This is a genomic window from Nonomuraea rosea, assembly GCF_039539705.1.
GTDB classification, from domain to species: Bacteria; Actinomycetota; Actinomycetes; order Streptosporangiales; family Streptosporangiaceae; genus Nonomuraea; species Nonomuraea rosea.
In genome coordinates, this window is record NZ_BAABDQ010000008.1 from 1 (window position 1) to 20,773 (window position 20,773).

Consider the following 20,773-nt stretch of genomic DNA (forward strand, 5'->3'; position numbering starts at 1 on the left):
GCGACAACATCTGCCGGGGAGGAGTGCGCGGCGGCCCGCCACCACCGCGCCGCCGGGCGCCTGGCGGGCCGGCACCGCGCTGGACCTGGCCACCTGGGAGGCGAGAGGCGGCCTGACCGGCGACGCGAGCCTGGTCGCCAGGGCCCTGCGGGCGTGGGGCCGGCCCGACGGTCAGCTCCTGTACGCCGGCCGGGTCGAGGACGCGACGGTGGTGCTGATGCGCCAGGGCGCACAGGTCGCCCGTTACACGGAGGCGGCCGGGCCCGGCGCGCTGGAGGTCTTTCCCGAGCCGCGCGCCAAGCCGGACGGCACGAGCCCGCTCAAGCTGCGCACCACGGTGGCCGGCAGCCGCTACCTGCTGCCCCCGTGGGTGCGCGAGGTGTCGGCCGCGCCGCTCACCGGCGCCGCGCCCCGCTGGCGGCGGGTGCCGATCACCGGCGGGGTGACCGGGCCCGTGCGGGCAGAAGGCGGGAAGAGCTGCTGGCAGGGGCCGGTGCTGCGGCTGCGGGCGCCGGAGATCGCGCACGGCATGCCGTACACGATGCTGGACCTGGGCCGGTTGACGCTCGCGAACGCCTACTACCAGCCGCCGCCACCGGCCGAGATCAACCGGTACGGGCCCAGCGAGCTCGACACCGTGCCGGGCGGGTTCACGGCCTGGAAGGGGCTCGGCTGCGCGATCGAACGCCCGGACGGCGAGATCCAGGCGGCGACCGCGTGGGAGTTCTGGAGCGGGCGGCTGCCCGAGGGGCCGCACGGCCGGTGGGTCTGCCTGCGGCTCACCGACGCGCTGGGCGGCAGCGTGGTGCGCGGCGTGCTCTTCAGCACCCATCGCGGACGCACCACCGCCCACCCGACCGGCACCAGGACGAACTCGTGGGACTGCAGCAGGCTCCGGCGCGACCTGGTTTCGGGGGCCTGGTGGACGGCTCCGTCGGGCCGGCACTACTACGTGGCCGCGGGAAGCAGGCGGGTCATCCAGATCGACCTGAACGGGCGGGCGGTGCCGGGCGCGTTCGCGGTCTCCAGGAAGCGGGACCCGTCGCTGTCGGCGACGAACGAGCTGGGCGAGACGATGGAGCCGCTGCGCTGAGCCGATCCGGGACGCGTCACGGCCCGGCTGTCACCGGCGTGGCCCGGCGTTGTGGCGCAGGCCGTCGACGAGCAGGACGATGACCCGGTTCGCGCGCTCCTGGGTGCCTGGCCGGCTGTTGGCGAGGGTGACCCCGCTGAGGCCGTCGGCCAGGTCTTCTGACGAGGCGTCGGCGCGAATGAGGCCGTCGCGCCGACCCGCGTCGATGAGCCGGTCGAGCGCGGCGTAGACGCGGTCGTGGCCGGCCGTCAGCGCCGCCGCGTCGGTGGCGGTGACGACGGACTTGAGCGCCAGCACCATGCCGGGCTTGCCGGCCACGTAGCCGGCGAAGCGCGCTGCATCCAGGCGATCAGCGCCTCGTCCCCAGGCATGGCGGCGAGCAGGTCGTCCACGCCGTCGCAGAGCAGGCCGATCTCCCGGACATAGGCGCCGGCGATGAGCGCCTCCCTGGTCGGGAAGTGCCGGTAGAGGGTGGCGATCCCGACACCCGCGCGCCGCGCGACCTCGTCGAGGGCGATCTCGATGCCGCGTTCGGCGAAGACCTCGACGGCGGCGACCAGGACGGCCTCGCGCTTGCGCCGGGCATCGGCGCGACCGTCCGCGACGCGTCCAGGCAGGCCGCCGTCGTGGCCGCGCTCTCCGCCGCCGCCGATCCGGGCGACCGGCTGGCGTTCGCCGTCGCCGACCTCACCCGCGACGACGGCTGGGACGCGGCGGCGGCCGGCTGCGACTACGTGCTCCACGTGGCCTCGCCGCTCCGCGCGGACGACGAGAGCGGCGACGCCTTGACCGCTCCCGCCCGCGACGGCACCTTGCGCGTGCTGCGCGCCGCCACCACGGCCGGTGTACGGCGGGTCGTGATGACCTCCGCGGCGAACGCGGCCAGCCCGTCGTCGTACGCCGAAGAGGGCATCACCGACGAAACGCTCTGGACCGACCCGGACGACCCCACGCTCACCCCGTACCGCCGCTCCAAGACCTCGCCGAGAAGGCGGCCTGGGACTTCATGGCCGGCCGGTCCGATGCGACGACCCTGACCACGATCCTGCCCGGTGCGGTCTTCGGCCCGATCCTGAGCGCCGCCGACCTCGGCTCGACCGGGATCGTCGCGCGCATGATCGGCGGCCGGCTGCCGGGGAGCCCGCGCATCGGTCTGGAGATCGTCGACGTGCGCGACCTCGCCGACCTGCACCTCCGCGCCATGACCGCGCCGGAGGCGGCCGGGCAGCGGTTCCTGGCCACCGGGGAGTTCACCTGGATGCGCGAGATGGCGGCCACCCTGCGCGCAGGTCTCGGGGAGGCCGGCTCGAAGGTGCCGGCCCGTCAGCTGCCCGACGTCCTCGTCCGGCTCGTCGCGCTCTTCGACAAGCCGCTGCGTTCGATCACCGTCTCGCTCGGACGCCGCAACCGGCACAGCATCGCCAAGGCCGAGCGGGTGCTCGGCTGGCGGCCCCGGCCGGCCGCCCAGACCGTGCTCGACTGCGCCCGCAGCCTCATCGCCCACGGAGCCGTCTGACCGCCACGCCCCGCCGGGCACACGCCGTGGGCGCGGGAAGACGTCAGCGCGGGAAGACGGCGGCCAGTTCCGGGACGCGGGCCCGGTAGCCGTCGAGCAGCCTGCGGGCCGTGGACACCGAGTCCACCAGCGGATGCAGCGCGAACGCCTCGACCGCCCGCGCCGCCGACCCGGTCAGCGCGGCCTCGATGGCCGTCTGCTCGACCGCCTTCACCTGCTGGACCAGGCCGAGGAACCGGCCGGGGAGCGGCCTGGTGGCCAGCGGCCGGACGCCCGCGCCGTCGACCGCGCACGGGATCTCCACCACCGCGTCGTCGGGCAGGCCGGGCACCGCGGCGCCGTTGCGCACGTTGAGGATCATGGTGGACGGCTCGCCGCGGGCGATCGCGGCCATGAGGGCCAGTGCGATGCCCTCGTACCCGCCTGCCTCCAGGTCGGCGGCCGAGCGCTCGCCGGCGTCGGTGACGTCACGGGCCTCGGCCATGTACGTCTCGTCGCGTTCCCTGCGCGCCCTGCCCCACTCGGCGAGGGCCTGACCCGGCCGCGCGCGCACGGCCGCGTAGAACGCCTCCTGCTGCCGCAGCAACGACTCGCCCCGGGTCTGCCCGGAGATCGCGGCGACCGACTCCCTGGTGAAGTAGTAGTAGTAGAGGTATTCGTTGGGGAGCGCGCCGAGGACGCGCACCCAGTCCGGGCCGAAGACGCGCGCCTCCTCGACCCGCCGCAGCGCCTCGTCGTCGGCGAGCAGCGCGGGCAGCACGTCGCGCCCCTGGTGGGTGAGGCCGCGCAGCCAGCCGAGATGGTTGAGACCCACGTAGTCGGGCGACACGCGCGCCGGGTCGAGGCCGAGTGCCGTGGCGGCGCGCCGGATGAGCCCGATCGGTGAGTCGCAGATGCCGATCACGCGGTCGCCGAGCACGCGCCGCATGGCCTCGGTGATCATGCCGGCCGGGTTGGTGAAGTTGATCACCCATGCGTCCGGCGCGAGGGCGGCCACCCGCTCGGCCACGCGTACCGCGACCGGGATCGTGCGCAGGCCGTAGGCGACGCCGCCGGGGCCGGTCGTCTCCTGGCCGGGCAGGCCCAGCTCCAGCGCGACCCGCTCGTCCGCGGTCCGGCCCGCCAGGCCGCCGACGCGGATGGCCGAGAAGACGAACGCGGCGTCGCGCAGGGCGGTGTCCAGGTCGGTGGTGACCCGCACCGCCGGCGGGTCGTCGTGCCCGGCGGCGAGCTGGCGCAGCACGTGCTCGATGGCCTCCAGCCGGTCCGCCGACACGTCGTACAGCACGACCTCCTCGACCCGCGGCTTGCCCCCGTCACGCAGGAGCGCGCCGTACACGAGCGGGACCCGGAACCCGCCACCGCCGAGCACGGCCAGTCTCATCGGCACTCCTTCACGCGAGCGGACTCCCCATCGGCCGGCCATCCTTCCTCCGTGCGGCGCTGTGCTGTCATGCGCGCAGCACCTCCGTACCGGCCGCCGCGCAGGCGCGCAGGGTGCCCTCGTCGGCGCCGTCGTTCGTGACGATCACGTCGATGTCCTCGGGCCCGCACACCCGCAGCGCGCCGGTGCCGGGGAACTTGTGCCGGTCCACGACGAGCACCACCTGTCCCGCCGCCGCGATCATGGCGCGCTTCAGCGGCACCTCGGCGAGCGTGGTGTCCACGAGCTGCCCGTCCGGCCGCACGCCGCTCACGCCCAGGAACACGCGGTCGGCGACCACCTGGCCGAGCGCCGCCTCGGTCAGCACCCCGACCAGCGAGTGGTAGGGCCGGCGGACCATGCCGCCCAGCAGGAGCAGCTCGACCTCCGTGTCGGTGCGCAACGCGTCGAGGACCGCCAGGCTGGAGGTGACCACGGTGACCCGGCGCCCGCGCAGCCGCCTGGCCAGGCGCATCGTCGTCGTGCCGATGTCGAGCAGGACCACCTCGCCGTCGCGTACGAGCTGCGCGGCGCGGATCGCCACCGCCTCCTTGTCCTGCTCGTCCACCGCCGCGACCTCGGCGAACGGCCGGTGGGTGTCGGCATCGGCGTCGGCGAGCGCTCCGCCGCGGACGCGCCGCAGCGTGCCGTCGCGGTCGAGGACCTCGAGATCCCTGCGGATGGTGGACGGGCTCACGCCGAGCTGGCTGGCGAGATCGCGAACGCTGGTGGCACCGGACAGCCGGACCCGGCGCATGATCTCCGCATGCCTGAGGCGCTGAAGCACGGCGGGAGTCTATCAGTCAATTTCGCGCAGAAGTAAGCATCTTGCACCACTATCTGGCGCGAAACACTTGAAGTGTGCGAGTAAACGTGCAAGATTGCGCACATCTCGCTGTGTCGAGGAGGATCCATTCCCGTGTCTGTCCAGGCGTACGACCCTCTCGCCGACGAGCGGACCCCGGAGGGCCCGCAGTTCGACGTGTTCTTGGCGGGCACGGTCTTTCTCGACATCGTCTTCACCGGCCTGCCCGCGATGCCCGCCGCGGGCACCGAGATCTGGGCCGAGGGCATGGGATCGTGCCCGGGCGGCATCGCCAACCTCGCCATCGCGACCAGCCGGCTGGGCCTGCGCACCTCGCTGGCCGCCGCGTTCGGCGACGACGACTACGGCGACTTCTGCTGGCGCACCCTCGAAGAGCAGGAGTCGGTGGACCTGTCCAGGTCGCGGCGCTTCGAGCACTGGCACTCGCCGGTGACGGTCTCCATGGCGGTCGACCGCGACCGCAGCATGGTCACCCACGGGCATCCTGCTCCCATGCCGGCCTCCGAGATGATCGGCTCGCCGCCGCGCTCCAAGGCCGTCATCGTGACGCTCTCCCCCGACGAGCCGCTGGACACGCCGGGCAGCACGTGCAACTGGGCCGAGCTGGCGCATCGCAACGGCGCGCTCATCTTCGCCGACGTGGGCTGGGACCCGTCGGGCAGGTGGCCGCGGTCCGTGCTGGAGCAGCTCGGGCGCTGCCACGCGTTCATGCCGAACGCGACCGAGGCGATGGCCTACACACGTACCGACACGCCGCGCGACGCGCTCTACGCGATCGCCGACAAGGTGCCGGTGGCGGTGGTGACCGACGGGGCCAACGGCGCCATGGCCATCGACTCCACGACGGGCGAGGAGGCGTTCGTCCCCGCGCCGCGGGTGACCGCGCTCGACCCGACCGGCGCGGGCGACGTCTTCGGGGCCGGATTCGTGCTCGGCACCCTGTCGAAGTGGCCGCTGTCCGACCGGCTCGCGTTCGCCGGGGCCTGCGCGGCGCTGGCGGTGCAGCAGTTCGGCGGCTCGCTGGCCGCGCCCGGCTGGGGCGACATCGCCGACTGGTGGCACGAGGTGCGCGAGGCGGCCGGCCACAGCGGCGCCTACGGCAGCTCGCTGGCCCGCCGCTACGCCTTCCTCGACCGGCTGGTGCCCACCGTCCCGGTGGGCGCGGTCCGCCGCGCCGTCGCCACCATCGCCCGGTACGCCGACGTCGGCGGCTCCCCCCAACCGGCCACCCAACCGGCCACCCAGCCGACGACGCAACCGGCAGCCCAGCAAGCGACCCAGCCGGCGTCACAGGCATCGGGCGAGCAGCCGGCCACGAAGCCGTCCACCGCAACCCCCGAGGACGAGGACCCGAACACGCCTCGCGTGCCTGCGCAAAAGGAGTGACCCCCATGATCGCCTCGACGCGACGGCCACGGCCCGCCGGACCCGCCACGGCTCTCGCTGCGACCCTCACCCTGGCCCTGACCCTCGGCGCGGCCGCGTGCGCGCCCGGCTCCTCCGCGCCGCCCGCCGCCTCCTCCCCGCCGGGCGCCGCCCCGTCGAGCGCCGCGCCGGTGCGCACCGACGCCGCAGCTCTCGGCAACGTCACCCTGACCGTCTGGGACCAGGAGGTACGCGGAGGTCAGGCCGCCCAGATGAAGCAGCTCAACGCCGCGTTCGAGGCCAAATACCCCAACATCAAGCTCAACCGGGTGTCCCGCTCCTTCGACGACCTCAACACGACGCTGCGCCTGGCGCTGAGCGGCAACGAGCCGCCCGACGTGGTGGAGGCCAACAACGGCCGCTCCTCGATGGGCGCGTTCGTGAAGGCCGGGCAGCTCCGCCCGCTGGACGCCTACGCCGAGGCGTACGGATGGAAGACCCGCTACCCGGAGCCGGTGCTGCGCTACTCGCGCTACAGCGCGGACGGCAAGCTCTTCGGCGAGGGCAACCTGTACGGCCTGCCGCAGGTCGGCGAGGTCGTCGGCCTGTTCTACAACAGCGCCAAGCTCACCAAGCTGGGCCTGCGGCCGCCCAAGACGTGGGCGGAGTTCGAGGCGGCGCTGGCCAAGGCCAAGGCGGCCGGCGAGGTGCCGATGCAGCTCGGGAACCTCGACAAGTGGCCGGCCATCCACGTCTTCGGCACCGTGCAGAGCCGCGGCGTCGCGGCGGACCAGATCGGCACGCTGGCCTTCGGCCGCAAGGGCGCCTCGTGGAACACGCCGGAGAACACCAAGGCCGCCGAGCAGCTGGCCGGCTGGGCCACGAAGGGCTACTTCAACGAGGGCTTCAACGGCCAGGGCTACGACCCCGCGTGGCAGGCGTTCGGCAAGGGGCAGGGTGTGTTCATGATCGCCGGTACCTGGCTGCTCGCCGACCTGCAGAAGGCGCTGGGCGACGACCTGGGCTTCATGCTCCCGCCCGGCGCGTCGGCCGACGCCGCGCCGGTCGCGACGGGGGGCACGGGCCTGCCGTTCGCGGTCACGGCCAAGAGCCCCAACCCGGACGCGGCGGCGGCGTACATCGACTTCATCACGAACGCCGACGCCATGAAGGTGCTGACGACCACCGGCAACCTGCCGGTCGCCGACACAGCGGCGCAGAGCGTGCCCGCGGGCCCGCAGCAGGACGTCTTCGCCGCGTTCGGCACGGTCACCGCCAAGAACGGCCTGGTGCCGTACCTCGACTACGCCACCCCCACCTTCGCCGACACGCTCGGTGCGGCGCTGCAGGACCTGCTGGCCGGGAAGGCGACGCCACCGGAGTTCCTGGCCACACTCGAGAAGGACTACAAGGCCTTCGCCGAGAGCAACGGCTGAGAATGGCCCGCACAGCCGCCGGGCCTCCAGGGGAGCCCCGCCGCGTCGCCTACCTCTACCTGCTGCCCGCCTTCGCCGTCTATGCGGTGTTCCTGCTCTATCCGATCGGCCGTGCGGTGCACCTGTCGCTGTACGAATGGGACGGGCTGTCCCTCGGCCGATGGGCGGGCCTGGACAACTACCTGGCGATCGCGGCCGACGAGGGGCTGCGGGCGGCGTTCGCGCACGCCCTGGTGCTCATCGTGTTCTACGCGTTCATCCCGCTGGTCATGGGGCTGATGCTGGCCGCGATACTCAACCACGCCAAGGTGCGCGGGCTCGGGTTCTTCCGCACGGTGGTGTTCCTGCCGCAGGTGATCGCCATGGTCGTGGTGGCGGTCGCGTGGCGGCGCGTGTACGCGCCCGACGGCACGCTGAACGGCCTGCTCGGCGCGCTCGGGCTCGACTCGCTGGCGCGCGGCTGGCTGGGCGACTACACGTTCGCGCTGCCCGCGGTCGGCGTGGTCGGCACGTGGTTCGAGACGGGGCTGGTGACCGTGCTGCTGCTGGCCGGGATGAGCCGCGTGCCGGGCGAGCTGTACGAGGCGGCGCGGCTCGACGGCGCGGGGGCGGTCAGGGAGTTCTTCGCGGTCACGCTGCCGTCGGTGCGCGGGGAGATCGCGGTCGCGCTGACGCTGACGGTGATCGCCGCGCTGCGGACGTTCGACCTGGTGTACGTCACCACGCGGGGCGGCCCGGGCGACTCGACCTCGGTGCCGTCGTACGAGGTCTACCACCGGGCCTTCGGGCTCGGCCAGGTCGGCTCCGCGGCGGCGATCGGCGTCACGCTCACCGTCGTGATCTTCGCGATCTCGTTCGGCATCAACCGTTTCGCCGACAGGAGGATCACGTGATCTCGCGCGGGGAGCGGCTGGCCAACTACGTCATCCTGTCGGTGTTCGCGGCGTTCGCGCTCTTCCCCATCGTGACCATCCTGGCCGCGGCGTTCGGCCCCGCCGACAGCGGCGGCACCGCCGGCCTGGGCAACTTCGCGGCGGCGTGGGAGATCGGCCGGTTCGGCTCCTACCTGCGCAGCAGCCTGGCGGTGTCGTCGTTCGTCGTGGTCGTCAGCGTCGTGCTGTCGATCATGAGCGGGTACGCGTTCGGCACCATGCGCTTCCGCGGCCAGTCGATCCTGTTCTACCTGTTCATGCTCGGGATCATGATGCCGAGCGAGGCCATCGCGGTGCCGCTCTACTTCGACCTGCGCTCGCTCGGCCTGATCGACACGTTCTGGTCGGTGGCGCTGCCGCAGGTCGCGCTGTCGGTGGCGTTCGGCACCTTCTGGATGCGGGCCTACTTCCGCGCGTCGAGCCGGGCGATCGTCGAGGCCGCGCGCATCGACGGGGCCTCGACCTGGCGGATCCTGTGGCAGGTGCTGGTGCCGCCGGCCCGGCCCGCCGTCGTCACCCTGACCGTCCTGGTCTTCATGTGGACGTGGAACGAGTTCCTCATCCCGCTGATCATGGTGACCAGCGAGTCGCTGCGGACCGCGCCGCTGGGGCTGGCCTTCTTCCAGGGCCAGTACACCTCCGGCTTCACCCTGCTCGCGGCCGGCTCGGTCATCGTCGCGACCCCGGTCGTGCTGTTCTACCTGTTCCTCCAGCGTCACTTCGTCCGCGGGCTGCTCCAGGGGGCGGTCCGCGAGTAAACCTGGGAGGTCCCATGCGTCGTTCCCGTCCCATGGCGGTGCTGGCCGCCGTGGCTCTGCTCGCCGTCCTGCCCGCCCCGCCCGTACGAGCCGCCGCCGCTTCCGTGGACCTCGACGCGTTGTTCGTCGGCGCCCATCCGGACGACGAGGCGTTCAGCCTGTCCACCCTCGGCCAGTGGAACGAGGAGCACCGCGTACGCACCGGCGTGGTCACCGTCACCAGGGGCGAGGGCGGCGGCAACGCCGTCGGGCCCGAGGAGGGCCCCGCGCTCGGCCTGCTGCGCGAGGCCGAGGAGCGCACCGCGGTCGCCAAGGCGGGCGTGCGGGAGGTGTTCAACCTCGACGACGTCGACTTCTACTACACGGTGAGCGCGCCGCTGACCGACCAGGTCTGGGGCGGCGACACGCTGGAGAAGGTCGTCCGCGTCGTCCGGCAGACCCGTCCCGAGGTCCTGCTGACCATGGATCCGGCCCCCACGCCGGGCAACCACGGCAACCATCAGCAGGCCGCCCGGCTGGCCGTCGAGGCGTTCTACGCGGCGGCCGACCCCAAGGCGTTCCCCGAGCAGCTCACCCGCGAGGGCCTGCGCCCGTTCGCGCCCGCCCGGCTGCTGCTCGGCGGCGGGCGCGGCACCTCGCAGACCGGCCCGGACTGCGCCTCGACCTTCCGCCCCGCCAACCCGGCCCAGAACGTCTACGGCGTCTGGAGCGGGCGCCCCTCGCAGAGCGCGGGCAAGACGTGGGCCGCCGTCGAGCGCGAGGCCCAGCGCTCGTACGCCTCCCAGGGCTGGGCCGTCTTCCCCGACGTGCCCTCCGACCCGGCCCAGCTCGGCTGCGACTTCTTCACCCAGGTGGACTCCCGGGTCCCCTTCCCCGAGCCGGGCACCGCGGCGGCGTCCGCGCCCACGGCGATCCTGGACGGGGCGCTGACCAGGGCGAGCGGCTCGGTGCCCGTCGGCACCCTGTTCGGCCTGCGGGCCGGCACGTTCGACGTCCGGCCCGGGACGGCGTTCACGGTGACGGCCAGCGCGACCGCGCCGCCGCGTGAGGCGCTCGGCCGCGCGTCCGCGACGCTGCGGTTGCCCGCGGGCTGGCAGGTCCGCGGCTCCGGGGACCTGGGCAGGCTGGCCGCCGGGCGCGGCGGATCGGCGACGTTCACGGTGACGCCGCCGCAGGACGCCGGCGCCGGCCGGGTGCGCGTCGCGGCCACGCTGGCCACCGAGCACGGGCGCGGCTACACCGACAGGCAGGTCGAGGTCAGCCCCGCCGTACGCGGCGGGCAGCAGCCGCTCCCCCAGGTCGCCCAGTACGAGAGATGGACCGCCGAGGTGGGCGTGCCCCAGCTCCGCGGCCTGGTGACGCCCGTGCTCACGCTCCCGTCCGGGGGCTCCAGGCAGGTCGGCGTCGTGGTCACGAACGTGAGCGACACGACCAGGTCCGGCACCGTGCGCATCGCCCTGCCCGACGGCTTCACCGCCGACCGCACCGAGGCCCCCTACGCCGATCTCGCCGCCGGGGCGGCCACGACGGTGCCGTTCACGGTCACCAACTCCGACCCGTCGCTGAAGACCTCCAACCAGGGCGGCGACTACGCCTACACGATCACCGTGGACGGTGCGGGCACGAGCCGGCCCGCGCTCGAACTGGTCCCCGCGGCGTCCATCCCGCAGGCCGCGTCGGCGCCCGCCGTCGACGGGACGGAGGCCGACGGCGAGTACCCCGGCCCCGCCCTCGACGTCTCCCGCCTCTGGGAGGGCACCGCGTGCTCGTCGGCGGCCGACTGCTCGGGCACGGCCAAGCTCACCTGGCACGACGACACGCTGTACGCCCTGGTCCAGGTCAAGGACGACGTGCTCGGCACCCGGCTGGCGGCCGCCGACTGCAAGCGGCACTGGCGTACCGACTCGGTGGAGCTCGCCTTCGACCCGCGGGGCACGTCCGAGAACACCTCCACCACCTTCAAGGCGGCCGTGCTGCCGGTGACCGCGGAGGGCCCGGCGTGCGCCCTGCGGGACGCCGACAACCACCAGGGGCCGGCCACCGGCATGCGGGTGGCCTCGAAGATCTCCGACGGCGGATACGCCGTGGAGGTGGCCATCCCCATGGAGATCCTGCCGGGAGCGGTCGATCCCGCCCATCTCGGCCTGAACATCCTCGTCTACGACTCCGACACCCAGGACAAGACCGGTCAGACCCGGATCGGCTGGTCGACGTGGGGCGGCGTGCAGGGCGACCCGTACCGGTGGGGCGTCGCGACGCTCCCCGGCTACCGGCCGCCGGCGGACCGGCCGACCACCCCGCCGGCGGCGGTGATCCCCAGCACCGCCCTGGCCAGCCTGGACTCGCCGCAGTCGCTGGAGCAGGCGGCCCGGCTCGGCCTCCCGCTCGCGGGCGGTCCCGCGGCGAAGCCGTCCGAGAGCGGCCGGGTCGTCTCGTCCGTGCGAGGTCAGGACGGGGTGAAGGTGACCTTGCACGCGAACGCCGCAGGTGAGGCGCACCTGTTCGTCCGCGACGCGAGCGGGACGGCGGGCGGCCGGGTCGTCTCCGTGCCCCGCCGGGGGTCCACGACCGTGACCGTGCCCCTGACCCGCGCCTTGGCCGCCGATCCGACGGTGGTGACCGGCTGGCGGACGCCCGGCGGCGGCACGGCCGCCTCTCAGGTCCGGGTGCGCTGAGTGCCTTCGTCAATGCCCTGCCGACAAAACAGGGCATTGACGAAAAATCCTTACATGGTACTCATAGATCAAGTCGGAAACCTTCAGCACCCCCCGCATCGGGACCACTCAAGGAGGACGCGCATGGCGCGTACCCAGACCCCCGACCCGCCGATCGACTTACTCGCCCCCATCCAAGGAGAAGTCTCCTGGTTCTGCTGCGGCACCGCATGGGGCCCATGCAGCAGCACCGGCAAGGGAGCCTGCGGCACCTGCAACTCCGGCAGCCTGCAGCACGCCTGGCCCAACACCTCCGACGCCTGCTGGGCGATCACCCGCCCCGACAGCTGCGGCGTCAGCCTCTCCCGCAGGACCTGCGGCTTCCGCCACCGCACCACGGCGCTGTGCAGCGGCGTCAGCGTCGTCACCGCCATCGCCGACTGCGGCCCGCAGACCGACCTGTTCTGCGGCGAGCGCAGCTGCTGCGGCTCGACCTGCGCCAGCAACCGGCTGATCGACCTCACCCCCGCCGCCTACAGCCAGATCGCCAGCCTCTCGACCGGCCTGCGGCCGTGCGAGATCTCGGCCGCGTAGGGAGGCGACCATGACCAGCAGGCGGAACCTGCTCAAGTCCGCACTTTTAGGCGGCGGCGCCGGTGTCGTCGCCGCGACCGCGCTGGGCTCGCTCGGCCCCGAGGCGGCCTTCGCGACGACCGCGCCCGGGATCGAGCCCGGCACCCCGGACCCCAACTTCGCCGAGGGACGGATCCGCTCGATCAAGGACAACACGCTGCTCGTCCTGGGCTCGAACATGGTCTTCCACCAGATCAGGGTGGTCGACGGGACCAGCCTGTGGAAGCTCGGACCGGTCGCCTTCGACCAGGCCCACCCGGGTGACGGCCTGTACGCGCGCGGCGTGCGCATGCCGGACGGCGTGCTGGCCGCGGAGTCGGTGTGGCTCAACATCGTCAACATCAAGGGCCACATCAAGAACATCACCAGCCAGAAGATCCACCTCGATCACAACGGGCAAGAGGTGCTGTGTCATGTCGTGGCCGGCAAGTCGGTCGCGATCCACGCCGAGGCGCCGCCCTCGTCCGACCTGTCGTCGCTCAAGGTGAGCCAGCACGTCCAGATCCTCGGGGCCTGGCGGCCTGACACGAACGAGGTCGACATCGCCACCGTCTTCTCCCCGCACTAGGAGCCGGAGCATGCAAGGGATCGCCGCGTCGCAGCCGTACGTCATCGCTCTCTTCCTCGCCTGGGCAGGACTGCTGAAGCTGTTCAGCCGGCGGATGCGGGCGCAGGCCGGGCAGACCGCCCTGGCCCGGCTGACCGGCCCGGCGCGCGCGGTCCCCGCGCTCCGGCTCGCCGGGGTCGTCGAGCTCGCGGTGGCCGCGGCGCTGCTGATCCCGCCCGTCTCCCCCCTCGACGGCGTGGCCGCCGCCCTGGTGTCGGCCGGTTTCCTCGCCTACCTCGCCTACTCCGCCGTCGCCGCGCCCGCCGCGTCGTGCGGCTGCCTGGGCGCACACTCCCGTCCTGTGAACGTACGCGCCTTCGCCCGCGCCGGCCTCCTGCTCGCCGCGAGCGTCCTGGCGATCGGCGCGCAGCCGTTTCCACCCGTGGCAGCGCTCGCCCTGGCCGAGGCGGTGATCCTGCTGGCCCTCTCGGCGGAGCTGGACCGCCACTGGCTCGTCCCCCTGCGCCGGCTCCTCGTACGGCTGCGCAGCCCGCTCGCCGTGCCCGCCGGGCGCGACGTCCCCTTGGGCGCGTCGCTGCACCTGCTCTACCGCAGCCCGGCGTACTGCTCGGCGTCCGCGCAGCTCACCTCGGACGTTCAGGACACCTGGGACGAGGACGACCTGCGCTTCGTGGTGTTCGGCGCCCGCGAGCGCACGGCGGTCTTCGCCATCCCCCTCCACGGCCATGACCCGTCGGCCGTCCGCGTCGCCCTCGTCGCCGAACCGGCCCCCGCTTGATCTCCGTCAGCATTCCCGCATGGCGGCCCGGGTCTTCGCCACGGACATGGGCGGGACCGGCAGAGGCCGGGCCGCGACGGCGCGCAGGCCGTCCAGGGTCAGGGCGAGGTGCCGCCGCCAGGCTCCCGGCGCGACCTCGTACGTGGCTCGGATGGTCGCCGCCACTCCCCAGACCACGAAGGCCATGTCAGCGAGCGTGACGTCGCCGCGTAGCTGCCCGGCCCGCTGGGCACGTTCGAGGATCTCCCTCATCAGGCCGTACCCGCGGTCTCCGTCCATCGCCACCGCCCGTGCGGCGAGGTCGTTGTAGCCGAGGTCGGACGCCTGCAGCTCGCACACGCCCGTCATGAACGCCGCGAACCCCTCCCAGGCGTCCCCCATCGCCAGAGCCTGCTCGGCCAGCCCCGCCACGGTCGCCACCCGATCCGCGAAGACCGCCTCCACCAGGGCGTCCCGCGTGGGGAACCGGTTGTAGAGCGTCCCGATGCTCACCCCCGCCGCGCGGGCGATCTCGTCGAGCGGCACGTCGAGCCCCCGGTCCGCGAACAGCCGCCGGGCCGCTCCCAGGAGGCGTTCGCGATTGTGCACGGCGTCCTTGCGCATGTTCGCCAGCTTAGCTAACTTGAGGGCCATCTCAACTTGAGGAGGGTCTCAACTTATGCCCCGCACCATCGTGATCACCGGCGGCACGAGCGGCCTCGGCCTGGGTCTCGCCCGCCACCACGCCGGGCTCGGCGATCAGGTCGTCGCCGTGGGCGGCAGCGAGGAGGGCGGGCGGCGGCTGCGCGCGGAGGTGCCGTCGGCCCAGTTCGTCAGGGCCGATCTCAGCTCCCTTCATCAGAGCCGTGAGCTGGTGAAACGGCTCATCGATGAGCACCCGGCGATCGACGCGCTGGTGCTGGCCGCGTTCCGGTTCAACCCGGTGCGGGTGGAGACCGCGGAGGGCTTCGAGCACACCTTCGCCCTCTACGTGATCAACCGCCGGCTCATGGCCGAGGGCTTGCGCGGCCCGCTGGAGAACACGCCGGCGCCCGTGATCGTCAACCTGTGCGGCGCCGGGCAGGGCGGCCGGATCCGCTGGGACGACCTCCAGCTCACGGCCGGCTATCGGGCACTCACCGCGACCATGCAGGGCGCCAGGGCCAGCGAGCTGCTGGGGGCCGCCTATGCGTCCGAGCGGATCAAGTACGTGCTGTACAACCCGGTGTTCGTGGCGACCAGGCTGCACGAGCCCTTCAAGCAACCGCTGCGCGGCCTCGTACGGGCGGGGTCGGCGCTGTTCGCACAGCCGGTGCGCAAGGCCGTCCCGCCCATCGCCGCACTCATCGCCCAGCCGCCGGCCGAGCCGCTCACGGCGTGGAAGAAGGGCAAGCCCCTTGATCTCACCGTGGACCGGGACGAAGCCCGGCGATTCGAGGAGACCGTCCGCACGCTGGCCGGGTGACGCACGCCGTGTCCTGGCCGGGCGACCGTGCCAGCGGCCACGGCCGCCGCCCTCAAGCGGGGCGGCGTGTTCCTGCCGCTCAGCGTGCGGGTGCGGCTTCGACCAGGCGTGCGATGCGCTGTCGTACCTCAGGGCTGAGCTCGGGGGCGGGCATGCGGAGCGCGCCCGTACCCCGGCCCTGGAGGCTCAGCGCCAGCTTGATGCCCTGCACCGTGCCGCCCGGCACGGCGAGCACCTCGTCCACCCGCTCCTGGCACGCCCGTTCCGCCTCGGCGTCGCCGCGCGCCACAGCGTCGGCGAGCATCATGAACGGCTCGGAAACGCCGCCGACAGCCCGGACACCACCCCCGCGCCACCGCCCCGTACGACCTCGGCCAGCCGGGGGTCCGACCCCGACCACAGCCGCGCACCCGCCGGCAACGCGGCCCGATACTCGCCGCCGGTCGGCGGCCAGCCCGCTCCCGAGCACCCGGTGCACCGGGGTGGCGGTGAGGTCCACGTTGCGGATCCTGGTCAGCGGGACCGAGCGCAGCCTGCGTACCAGAACGCCGGAACGCACGTCGAAATGCTCACCGGTGACCCGATAACGGGTGCTCCCCCAGCGGGCCACCCCCGCCAGCCCCACGATCGCGAGCCCGGCGGCCACAGCAGCGGCCCGAGCCACGGCAGCGCGCCGGGGAAGAACAGCAGAGACAGGACGAACAGCGTCAGCGCCGTCAGCAGCGCGGGCCCGGCCAGCGTGACCAGCGCCTGGAGGGCCCGCCATCGCCTCGCTCTCGGGTCGACCCTGTGCAACGGAGGGCCGGGCCGAGGAACGGGAAACCTCGGGAGGCCCAGAGGCCCAGAGGCCCAGAGGCCCAGAAGGCCCGGAAGCACCGAAGGCATGGGACGGCAGGCTTCAGGGCGCCCTGGCATCCGGCACGCTCAAGGCCGCCGCCACATTAAAGATCTCTCATCAACCCCTCATCGCGACGTAATCGCCCACACCCAGGATGGCCAACGGAACATCCCAAGATCGACGATCGGGAGGCGCGCATGCACCTGGCACGGGGGTGGCTCCTGCTGACCGTCGTGGTCGCGTTCGCCATCGGCACCACCACATCCGCCGCTTTCGCCATGCAGACCGCCCATACGGCATCACGCAGCCAGACCATGACCGCACCCGCAGCTGCAGCCGCAGCCGACAGTGACGACGACGACGATGATGATGATGAGGACGACGGGGGTGGCGACGATGACGACGACAGCCCCGCCCTACGAAGACCCATCAGCAGCAGCGGCACCTCGCGCACCATCTCCCGACGGGAATCACCAGCAAAGAACAAAACCTCAAAAGCCACCAAGAAGCCTACGGACCAGCCGCTCACACAGGACCCCGGGCCGCTACGCGAGCTGAAAGGCACCAGCGAACCGGCAAAGGGCCCAACAGCCTCCGACACCGGCCTCGCAGACACGACCCACGACCATGGCGAAGCGGCCGCTCCCGACACCCCGGCCGACGAAGCACCGTCCCCGGACCATGTCGCCAGCACGATCCCGCCCACTCTCCCGAACGGATCAACCACACCACCCGCAAGCAACGCAATCCCGCCGCCTACCGGGACAACCCCACCAACCGACGACGACGCATCCGCTCAAACGTCCGCAGGCGCGGCCCTCTCTCCGAGCCCGCGAAACACCGATGCTCCCCACATCAACGCTGGAAGCGCCAGCAACATCAACCAGATAGGACCGTGGGTCCTGCTCGCCATCCTGGGCACGGGCGCTCTCGCCGGGGCCGCATTCTGGATGGCACGCAAGCTCGGCCCAAGCAACGGACCAGAGTGAGGAGCAGAGCGCAACTCGACCTGAGGAGAACCACCCGCCCTACCGGCAAGATCGCCAACCACACGGAAGGCACGTCCAGACACGACCCTCATGGGCATCTCGCGTACACGGCAACCGCTCGGCACGAGAACAGGCTCACCCGAAGTTATCCCGACGCACGCAGGCAACCAGTCCGGGGGGTATGCGCAGACGCTGGCCGCCGTCGGTCAGATCCGCGCCCCGGCCGACCGGCTGCGGACGGCTGAGCGAGCAGGGAGCAAGCTGTTGTCCACGACGCCGGATACGACCTGGCCGTGCTGGTCTACGAGCTGCACGGCGAGGCCGATGCCAGCGGCGAGCACGCCCGCAGGTGTGCCGAGCTGCCCGATGATGTCCATCACTCGTTGTGCGGGGTGCACACCGTGACCGGAAACGACGACATCGAGGTGCTGGTGCGCATCCGCAACGATCGGCTGCTCAGGGAGAGGATCCCGTGATTCCTGCGCCCCAGAACGTGGCAGCCGCCGGCGAAGCCGTCCCGGGCTGAGCATCCTGAAGGCGCTTATGGGTGAGAGCGTTCACCGAGCCGGGGGCGGGAGAGCATCAGGCGGGCCTGAGCCACAGCCGCCCACCGACCGCTCAGAGCCGGGCTTGAGGCGGGTCGGTCGGTGGGCTGTTGGGGTGGGAGTGGGCCTCAGTCGTCGCGGCGGTCGTCAGCGGTTCTGGTCGGTGTCGAAGCCGTCGAGAGACTCCCGCTCCTCGATGCTGCGCAGCTCCTGGAAGACCGTGATGTGCATGCCGGCGGGCGCGTCGAGCCGGGCGTTCAGCGACTCCCAGGGCGTCACCGTCGGCGGTGCCACCTCGGTCGCGCCCGCGTCCACCAGGCGTTCGGTGGTGCTGCGGGCGTCGTCGACCTCGAAGGCGACCCGGAACTTGGGAGCCACCTGACGGCCCACTTCCACGTCGTCGATCATCTTCTTCTGCGCCGGGTTCGCGATCTCCAACGTGGCCCGGCCCGCGTCGAGGATCGCCACCCGCGCCCCATCGCCGTTCGAGAAGGCGGCTTGCTCCGGAAGGCCCAGCACGTCGCGGTAGAAGGCCAGCGCGGCCTCGTAGTCCTCCGCCTCGACGACGAGCCTGAGCTGGCGGACGGTGGACGGGCGGCCTGCTGGATCTGCGTGCGTGCTCACGGGACTCCTCGTCGGCATCTGCGAACGGAGGCGCGAGATCGCCCCCACCCCTGCAACCGGACCGCCCCGGCAGTTCATCCCTCAAGGTGAGGAGAGTTCTGGGTGGCTTGTCCTCCGATGTGAAGAGGCCGTCAGGCGGCTCGTACCCGATGCGAAAGGCCATCGGTGTCTCTCGTGATCCCGGTAGGATCCGCTGACCTCAACCGACCCCCCGAGGAGCAGAGATGATCGCGAACTTAGGTGTGGTCCTGGCCATGACCGCCGCACTCGGCGCCGCTCCCGCGCAGCCGGTGGCCGGCCCGTTGCCGGGTACGGCGGCCCGGTTGGTGGCGAAGATGGCGGGCCGCCCGATCCAGTTCACCTCCTACGCGACTCCCGCCACCATGCCGTCCCGGCCGTGGGTCTGGGAGCCGGCCAAACGCGCGTTCGTGCAGAGCGACACGCGCGGCGTCGCCGTCTCCCCCGACGGGCGCTGGGCCACGAGCCTGGGCGGGAACAAGTCCTCGGGCGCGCCCGAGGTGACCTTCGTGGATCGCAGGACCGGCGACAGGACGGTGGTGCCGCTGCCCGTCGCCGCCGACCCGAAGCTGGCGGGCAACTACCTCCACACGCTCTGGCCCACCTGGTCGCCGGACGGTCGCAAGCTGCTGTTCAACGTGTTCGCATCCGGGTCAGAGCCTCGTTCGGAGGGCATCGTCCTGGTCGACGTGCCCGCGATGAAGGCCCGTTTCGTCCGCATCAAGAAGGCCCTCATCACCGTCGGCGGCTTCGAGTGGACCCGCGACAGCAAGGGCGTCGTCGTCCGCTGGGGCAAGAACGGCAAAACCTCCATCCGCAAGTACGACCTCACCGGCGCCGTCAAGCGGACCTGGCACGTACGCGGCCGGCCGGCCAGCGACGGACAGGGGACGTTCAGCCCGTCGGGCCGCCGGTTCGTCACCGCCTGCATGCCGCTGGAGAAGTCGGCCTGCGTGTGGGACACGGCCACCGGCAAGGCGGTCACCAGGATCAAGCTGGCCTTCAGCCCCGTCTGGGGTTCCGTGCTCGGCTGGTACGACGAGCGGCACCTGCTCGCCCCCGTCCCCCAGGGCATCGGCATCGTGGATCTCACGGGCAAGGTCGTCGAGACCCTGGTCAAGATCCCCAAGAACGAGGGTTTCTATGCCGAGTTCGAGGCGCGCGGCAATGGCTGAGAACGTTCCGACAAATTTGTAAGCGTTCGCGGGAACCCGGGTTCCACTGAGAATCGTCCATCAATGCGAATGGGTCTGCCGAAAACGGGGTGTATGCATTCAGGCAGTCAGGGGGAAGCAAGATGGACGGGGTCTTCTATTGGGCTGCGGTCGGGCTGCTCGTGCTCATCGCTTTCACCGCGATCCGGACACAGGTGGCGTTGTTCTTCGCCCGTACGGCCACGGCGCGGGTGCGGCGATATCCGCTGGACGTCTATGAGGCGGCCTACCTGGCCGGAGGGCCGCGCCGGGTGGTCAACACGGCGCTGGTGTCGCTGCTCTCGCAGGACGGCGTGCGGGTGTCGAGCGAGGGAGTCGTCACGCCGGTGCAGGGGTTCAAGCCGAACAAGCACGTTCCGGTCGAACGCGCCGTGTATCGGCACGTCGCGTCCGTGCCCGGCGGGCGTACCACGGCCGAGGTGCGGCACAGCGCGGGCGGCGACCACGCGTTGCGGCGGCTGTCCACGCCGTTGTGGCGGCAGGGGCTGCTGATGTCGCCGGCCGCCCGGGTACGAACGCGGCGGCGTACGAGCTGGTTGTTCGTCTTCACCGGGCTGGCGCTGGCCGTGGCGCTGCTGAGCCCGTTCCTGCATGGGCCCTTGGACACGCTGGTGATCGCGGCGGGCGCGGCCGTCGCGGGCGTGCTCTTCTTCTGGTGGCTGCGCCGCTCGATGGCGAACCCGCTGACCAAGGCCGGCCGGACCGCCCTGACCAAGGCCGGGGCCCAGGACGCGGCGGACGGGTCGTGGAAGAGCTCCGACGACGTCGCGCTGGTGGCGCTGCACGGGCTGACCAAACTGCCGGACCGGCGGCTGGCCGACACGCTGCGGCGGGACACCAGGGCCAGGAACAACCTGCGCGTCGCGGCGTGCTGCACGCCGGGGCACTGCGGCTCGTACGGTGCCGGGGCGAGCTTCCCTCTCCTCTACGACAGCGGAACGAACGGCGGCGGAGACTCCGGCGGGTTCTTCGACTTCAGCGGCATGTTCGACTTCGCGGGCGGCGGGAGCGGCGGCGGAGATTTCGGCGGTGGCGGTAGTGACGGCGGCGGAGACGGTGGCGGGGGCGGCGGAGGGTGCGGCGGCGGAGGGCCGTGACGGCCCTGCCGCAACTCCAACA

22 protein-coding genes and 1 pseudogene are annotated in these 20,773 nt (G+C 72.4%); 16 read left to right on the forward strand and 7 right to left on the reverse strand.

Annotated features, from left to right (window positions below; translation table 11 throughout):
* Positions 1-1,093 (forward strand): annotated as a pseudogene (locus ABEA43_RS20170) (hypothetical protein); the annotation flags it as partial.
* Positions 1,094-1,123: 30 nt separating this feature from the next.
* On the opposite strand, the gene ABEA43_RS20175 reads toward ABEA43_RS20170, so the two are convergent.
* Together ABEA43_RS20175 and ABEA43_RS20180 are read right to left on the reverse strand one after the other, a co-directional pair.
* A complete protein-coding gene (locus tag ABEA43_RS20175; protein WP_345563844.1) occupies positions 1,124-1,411 on the reverse strand; it encodes an SbtR family transcriptional regulator in 288 nt (95 codons plus the stop codon).
* Positions 1,342-1,653, reverse strand: coding sequence for a TetR/AcrR family transcriptional regulator (locus ABEA43_RS20180; RefSeq protein ID WP_345564338.1), 312 nt, complete (start codon positions 1,651-1,653; stop codon positions 1,342-1,344). Before ABEA43_RS20180 ends, ABEA43_RS20175 begins: the two co-directional genes overlap by 70 nt.
* On the opposite strand from ABEA43_RS20180, the gene ABEA43_RS20185 reads away from it, so the two are divergent.
* A complete protein-coding gene (locus tag ABEA43_RS20185) occupies positions 1,552-2,130 on the forward strand; it encodes an NAD-dependent epimerase/dehydratase family protein (RefSeq protein WP_345563846.1) in 579 nt (192 codons plus the stop codon). The two genes, ABEA43_RS20180 and ABEA43_RS20185, sit on opposite strands and share 102 nt — an antisense overlap.
* Positions 2,100-2,609 (forward strand): Rossmann-fold NAD(P)-binding domain-containing protein, encoded by a 510-nt coding sequence (locus ABEA43_RS20190; RefSeq protein ID WP_345563847.1) that lies wholly within the window; start codon positions 2,100-2,102, stop codon positions 2,607-2,609. Before ABEA43_RS20185 ends, ABEA43_RS20190 begins: the two co-directional genes overlap by 31 nt.
* A 43-nt stretch (positions 2,610-2,652) precedes the next feature.
* Here ABEA43_RS20190 and ABEA43_RS20195 read toward each other — a convergent pair whose 3' ends face one another.
* Positions 2,653-3,993 carry a 6-phospho-beta-glucosidase gene (locus tag ABEA43_RS20195; protein WP_345563849.1) on the reverse strand — a complete coding sequence of 447 codons (1,341 nt, stop codon included), beginning with the start codon at positions 3,991-3,993 and terminating at the stop codon, positions 2,653-2,655.
* Between the two features lie 67 nt (positions 3,994-4,060).
* Positions 4,061-4,819 carry a DeoR/GlpR family DNA-binding transcription regulator gene (locus tag ABEA43_RS20200; RefSeq protein WP_345563850.1) on the reverse strand — a complete coding sequence of 253 codons (759 nt, stop codon included), beginning with the start codon at positions 4,817-4,819 and terminating at the stop codon, positions 4,061-4,063.
* Between the two features lie 132 nt (positions 4,820-4,951).
* On the opposite strand from ABEA43_RS20200, the gene ABEA43_RS20205 reads away from it, so the two are divergent.
* The 8 genes from ABEA43_RS20205 to ABEA43_RS20240 all read left to right on the forward strand — a co-directional run bounded on the left by ABEA43_RS20205 (position 4,952) and on the right by ABEA43_RS20240 (position 13,982).
* Entirely contained in the window at positions 4,952-6,244 is a 1,293-nt protein-coding gene (locus ABEA43_RS20205; RefSeq protein ID WP_345563851.1) for a PfkB family carbohydrate kinase, read from the forward strand.
* A 5-nt stretch (positions 6,245-6,249) separates the two neighbouring features.
* The gene (locus tag ABEA43_RS20210; protein WP_345563852.1) at positions 6,250-7,659 is read left to right on the forward strand and encodes an extracellular solute-binding protein; all 1,410 of its coding nucleotides are present in this window, start codon (positions 6,250-6,252) and stop codon (positions 7,657-7,659) included.
* 2 nt (positions 7,660-7,661) lie between these two features.
* Positions 7,662-8,552: a carbohydrate ABC transporter permease gene (locus ABEA43_RS20215; protein WP_345563853.1), complete on the forward strand. Its 891-nt coding sequence runs from the start codon at positions 7,662-7,664 to the stop codon at positions 8,550-8,552.
* Positions 8,549-9,349 carry a carbohydrate ABC transporter permease gene (locus ABEA43_RS20220; RefSeq protein WP_345563855.1) on the forward strand — a complete coding sequence of 267 codons (801 nt, stop codon included), beginning with the start codon at positions 8,549-8,551 and terminating at the stop codon, positions 9,347-9,349. The genes ABEA43_RS20215 and ABEA43_RS20220 overlap by 4 nt, the downstream gene beginning before the upstream one ends.
* Positions 9,350-9,363: 14 nt before the next feature.
* Positions 9,364-12,024 (forward strand): sugar-binding protein, encoded by a 2,661-nt coding sequence (locus ABEA43_RS20225; protein ID WP_345563857.1) that lies wholly within the window; start codon positions 9,364-9,366, stop codon positions 12,022-12,024.
* A gap of 123 nt (positions 12,025-12,147) precedes the next feature.
* Positions 12,148-12,597, forward strand: a complete 450-nt coding sequence (locus tag ABEA43_RS20230; protein ID WP_345563858.1) for an RlpA-like double-psi beta-barrel domain-containing protein — start codon at positions 12,148-12,150, stop codon at positions 12,595-12,597.
* A gap of 10 nt (positions 12,598-12,607) precedes the next feature.
* Complete coding sequence (locus ABEA43_RS20235) at positions 12,608-13,204, forward strand: cell wall protein (protein WP_345563859.1); 597 nt, start codon at positions 12,608-12,610, stop codon at positions 13,202-13,204.
* A gap of 10 nt (positions 13,205-13,214) precedes the next feature.
* Positions 13,215-13,982 carry a MauE/DoxX family redox-associated membrane protein gene (locus tag ABEA43_RS20240; protein ID WP_345563860.1) on the forward strand — a complete coding sequence of 256 codons (768 nt, stop codon included), beginning with the start codon at positions 13,215-13,217 and terminating at the stop codon, positions 13,980-13,982.
* 6 nt (positions 13,983-13,988) lie between these two features.
* Here the strand turns inward: ABEA43_RS20240 and ABEA43_RS20245 are convergent, their stop codons facing one another.
* Positions 13,989-14,585, reverse strand: coding sequence for a TetR/AcrR family transcriptional regulator (locus ABEA43_RS20245; protein ID WP_345563861.1), 597 nt, complete (start codon positions 14,583-14,585; stop codon positions 13,989-13,991).
* Positions 14,586-14,640: 55 nt separating this feature from the next.
* On the opposite strand from ABEA43_RS20245, the gene ABEA43_RS20250 reads away from it, so the two are divergent.
* Positions 14,641-15,426, forward strand: a complete 786-nt coding sequence (locus ABEA43_RS20250; RefSeq protein WP_345563863.1) for an SDR family NAD(P)-dependent oxidoreductase — start codon at positions 14,641-14,643, stop codon at positions 15,424-15,426.
* Positions 15,427-15,505: 79 nt separating this feature from the next.
* Here ABEA43_RS20250 and ABEA43_RS20255 read toward each other — a convergent pair whose 3' ends face one another.
* Positions 15,506-16,090, reverse strand: a complete 585-nt coding sequence (locus ABEA43_RS20255; protein ID WP_345563865.1) for a PH domain-containing protein — start codon at positions 16,088-16,090, stop codon at positions 15,506-15,508.
* A gap of 371 nt (positions 16,091-16,461) precedes the next feature.
* Here ABEA43_RS20255 and ABEA43_RS20260 point away from each other — a divergent pair, with 371 nt between their 5' ends.
* The gene (locus ABEA43_RS20260) at positions 16,462-17,253 is read left to right on the forward strand and encodes a hypothetical protein (RefSeq protein ID WP_345563866.1); all 792 of its coding nucleotides are present in this window, start codon (positions 16,462-16,464) and stop codon (positions 17,251-17,253) included.
* Between the two features lie 293 nt (positions 17,254-17,546).
* Positions 17,547-17,729, forward strand: coding sequence for a hypothetical protein (locus ABEA43_RS20265; protein ID WP_345563868.1), 183 nt, complete (start codon positions 17,547-17,549; stop codon positions 17,727-17,729).
* Between the two features lie 216 nt (positions 17,730-17,945).
* On the opposite strand, the gene ABEA43_RS20270 is transcribed toward ABEA43_RS20265, so the two are convergent.
* Complete coding sequence (locus ABEA43_RS20270) at positions 17,946-18,422, reverse strand: VOC family protein (protein ID WP_345563870.1); 477 nt, start codon at positions 18,420-18,422, stop codon at positions 17,946-17,948.
* Positions 18,423-18,646: 224 nt separating this feature from the next.
* Here ABEA43_RS20270 and ABEA43_RS20275 point away from each other — a divergent pair, with 224 nt between their 5' ends.
* Together ABEA43_RS20275 and ABEA43_RS20280 are read left to right on the forward strand one after the other, a co-directional pair.
* The gene (locus tag ABEA43_RS20275) at positions 18,647-19,615 is read left to right on the forward strand and encodes a WD40 repeat domain-containing protein (RefSeq protein WP_345563872.1); all 969 of its coding nucleotides are present in this window, start codon (positions 18,647-18,649) and stop codon (positions 19,613-19,615) included.
* A gap of 122 nt (positions 19,616-19,737) precedes the next feature.
* Positions 19,738-20,751 carry a TIGR04222 domain-containing membrane protein gene (locus ABEA43_RS20280; protein WP_345563873.1) on the forward strand — a complete coding sequence of 338 codons (1,014 nt, stop codon included), beginning with the start codon at positions 19,738-19,740 and terminating at the stop codon, positions 20,749-20,751.
* Positions 20,752-20,773: the final 22 nt, after the last annotated feature.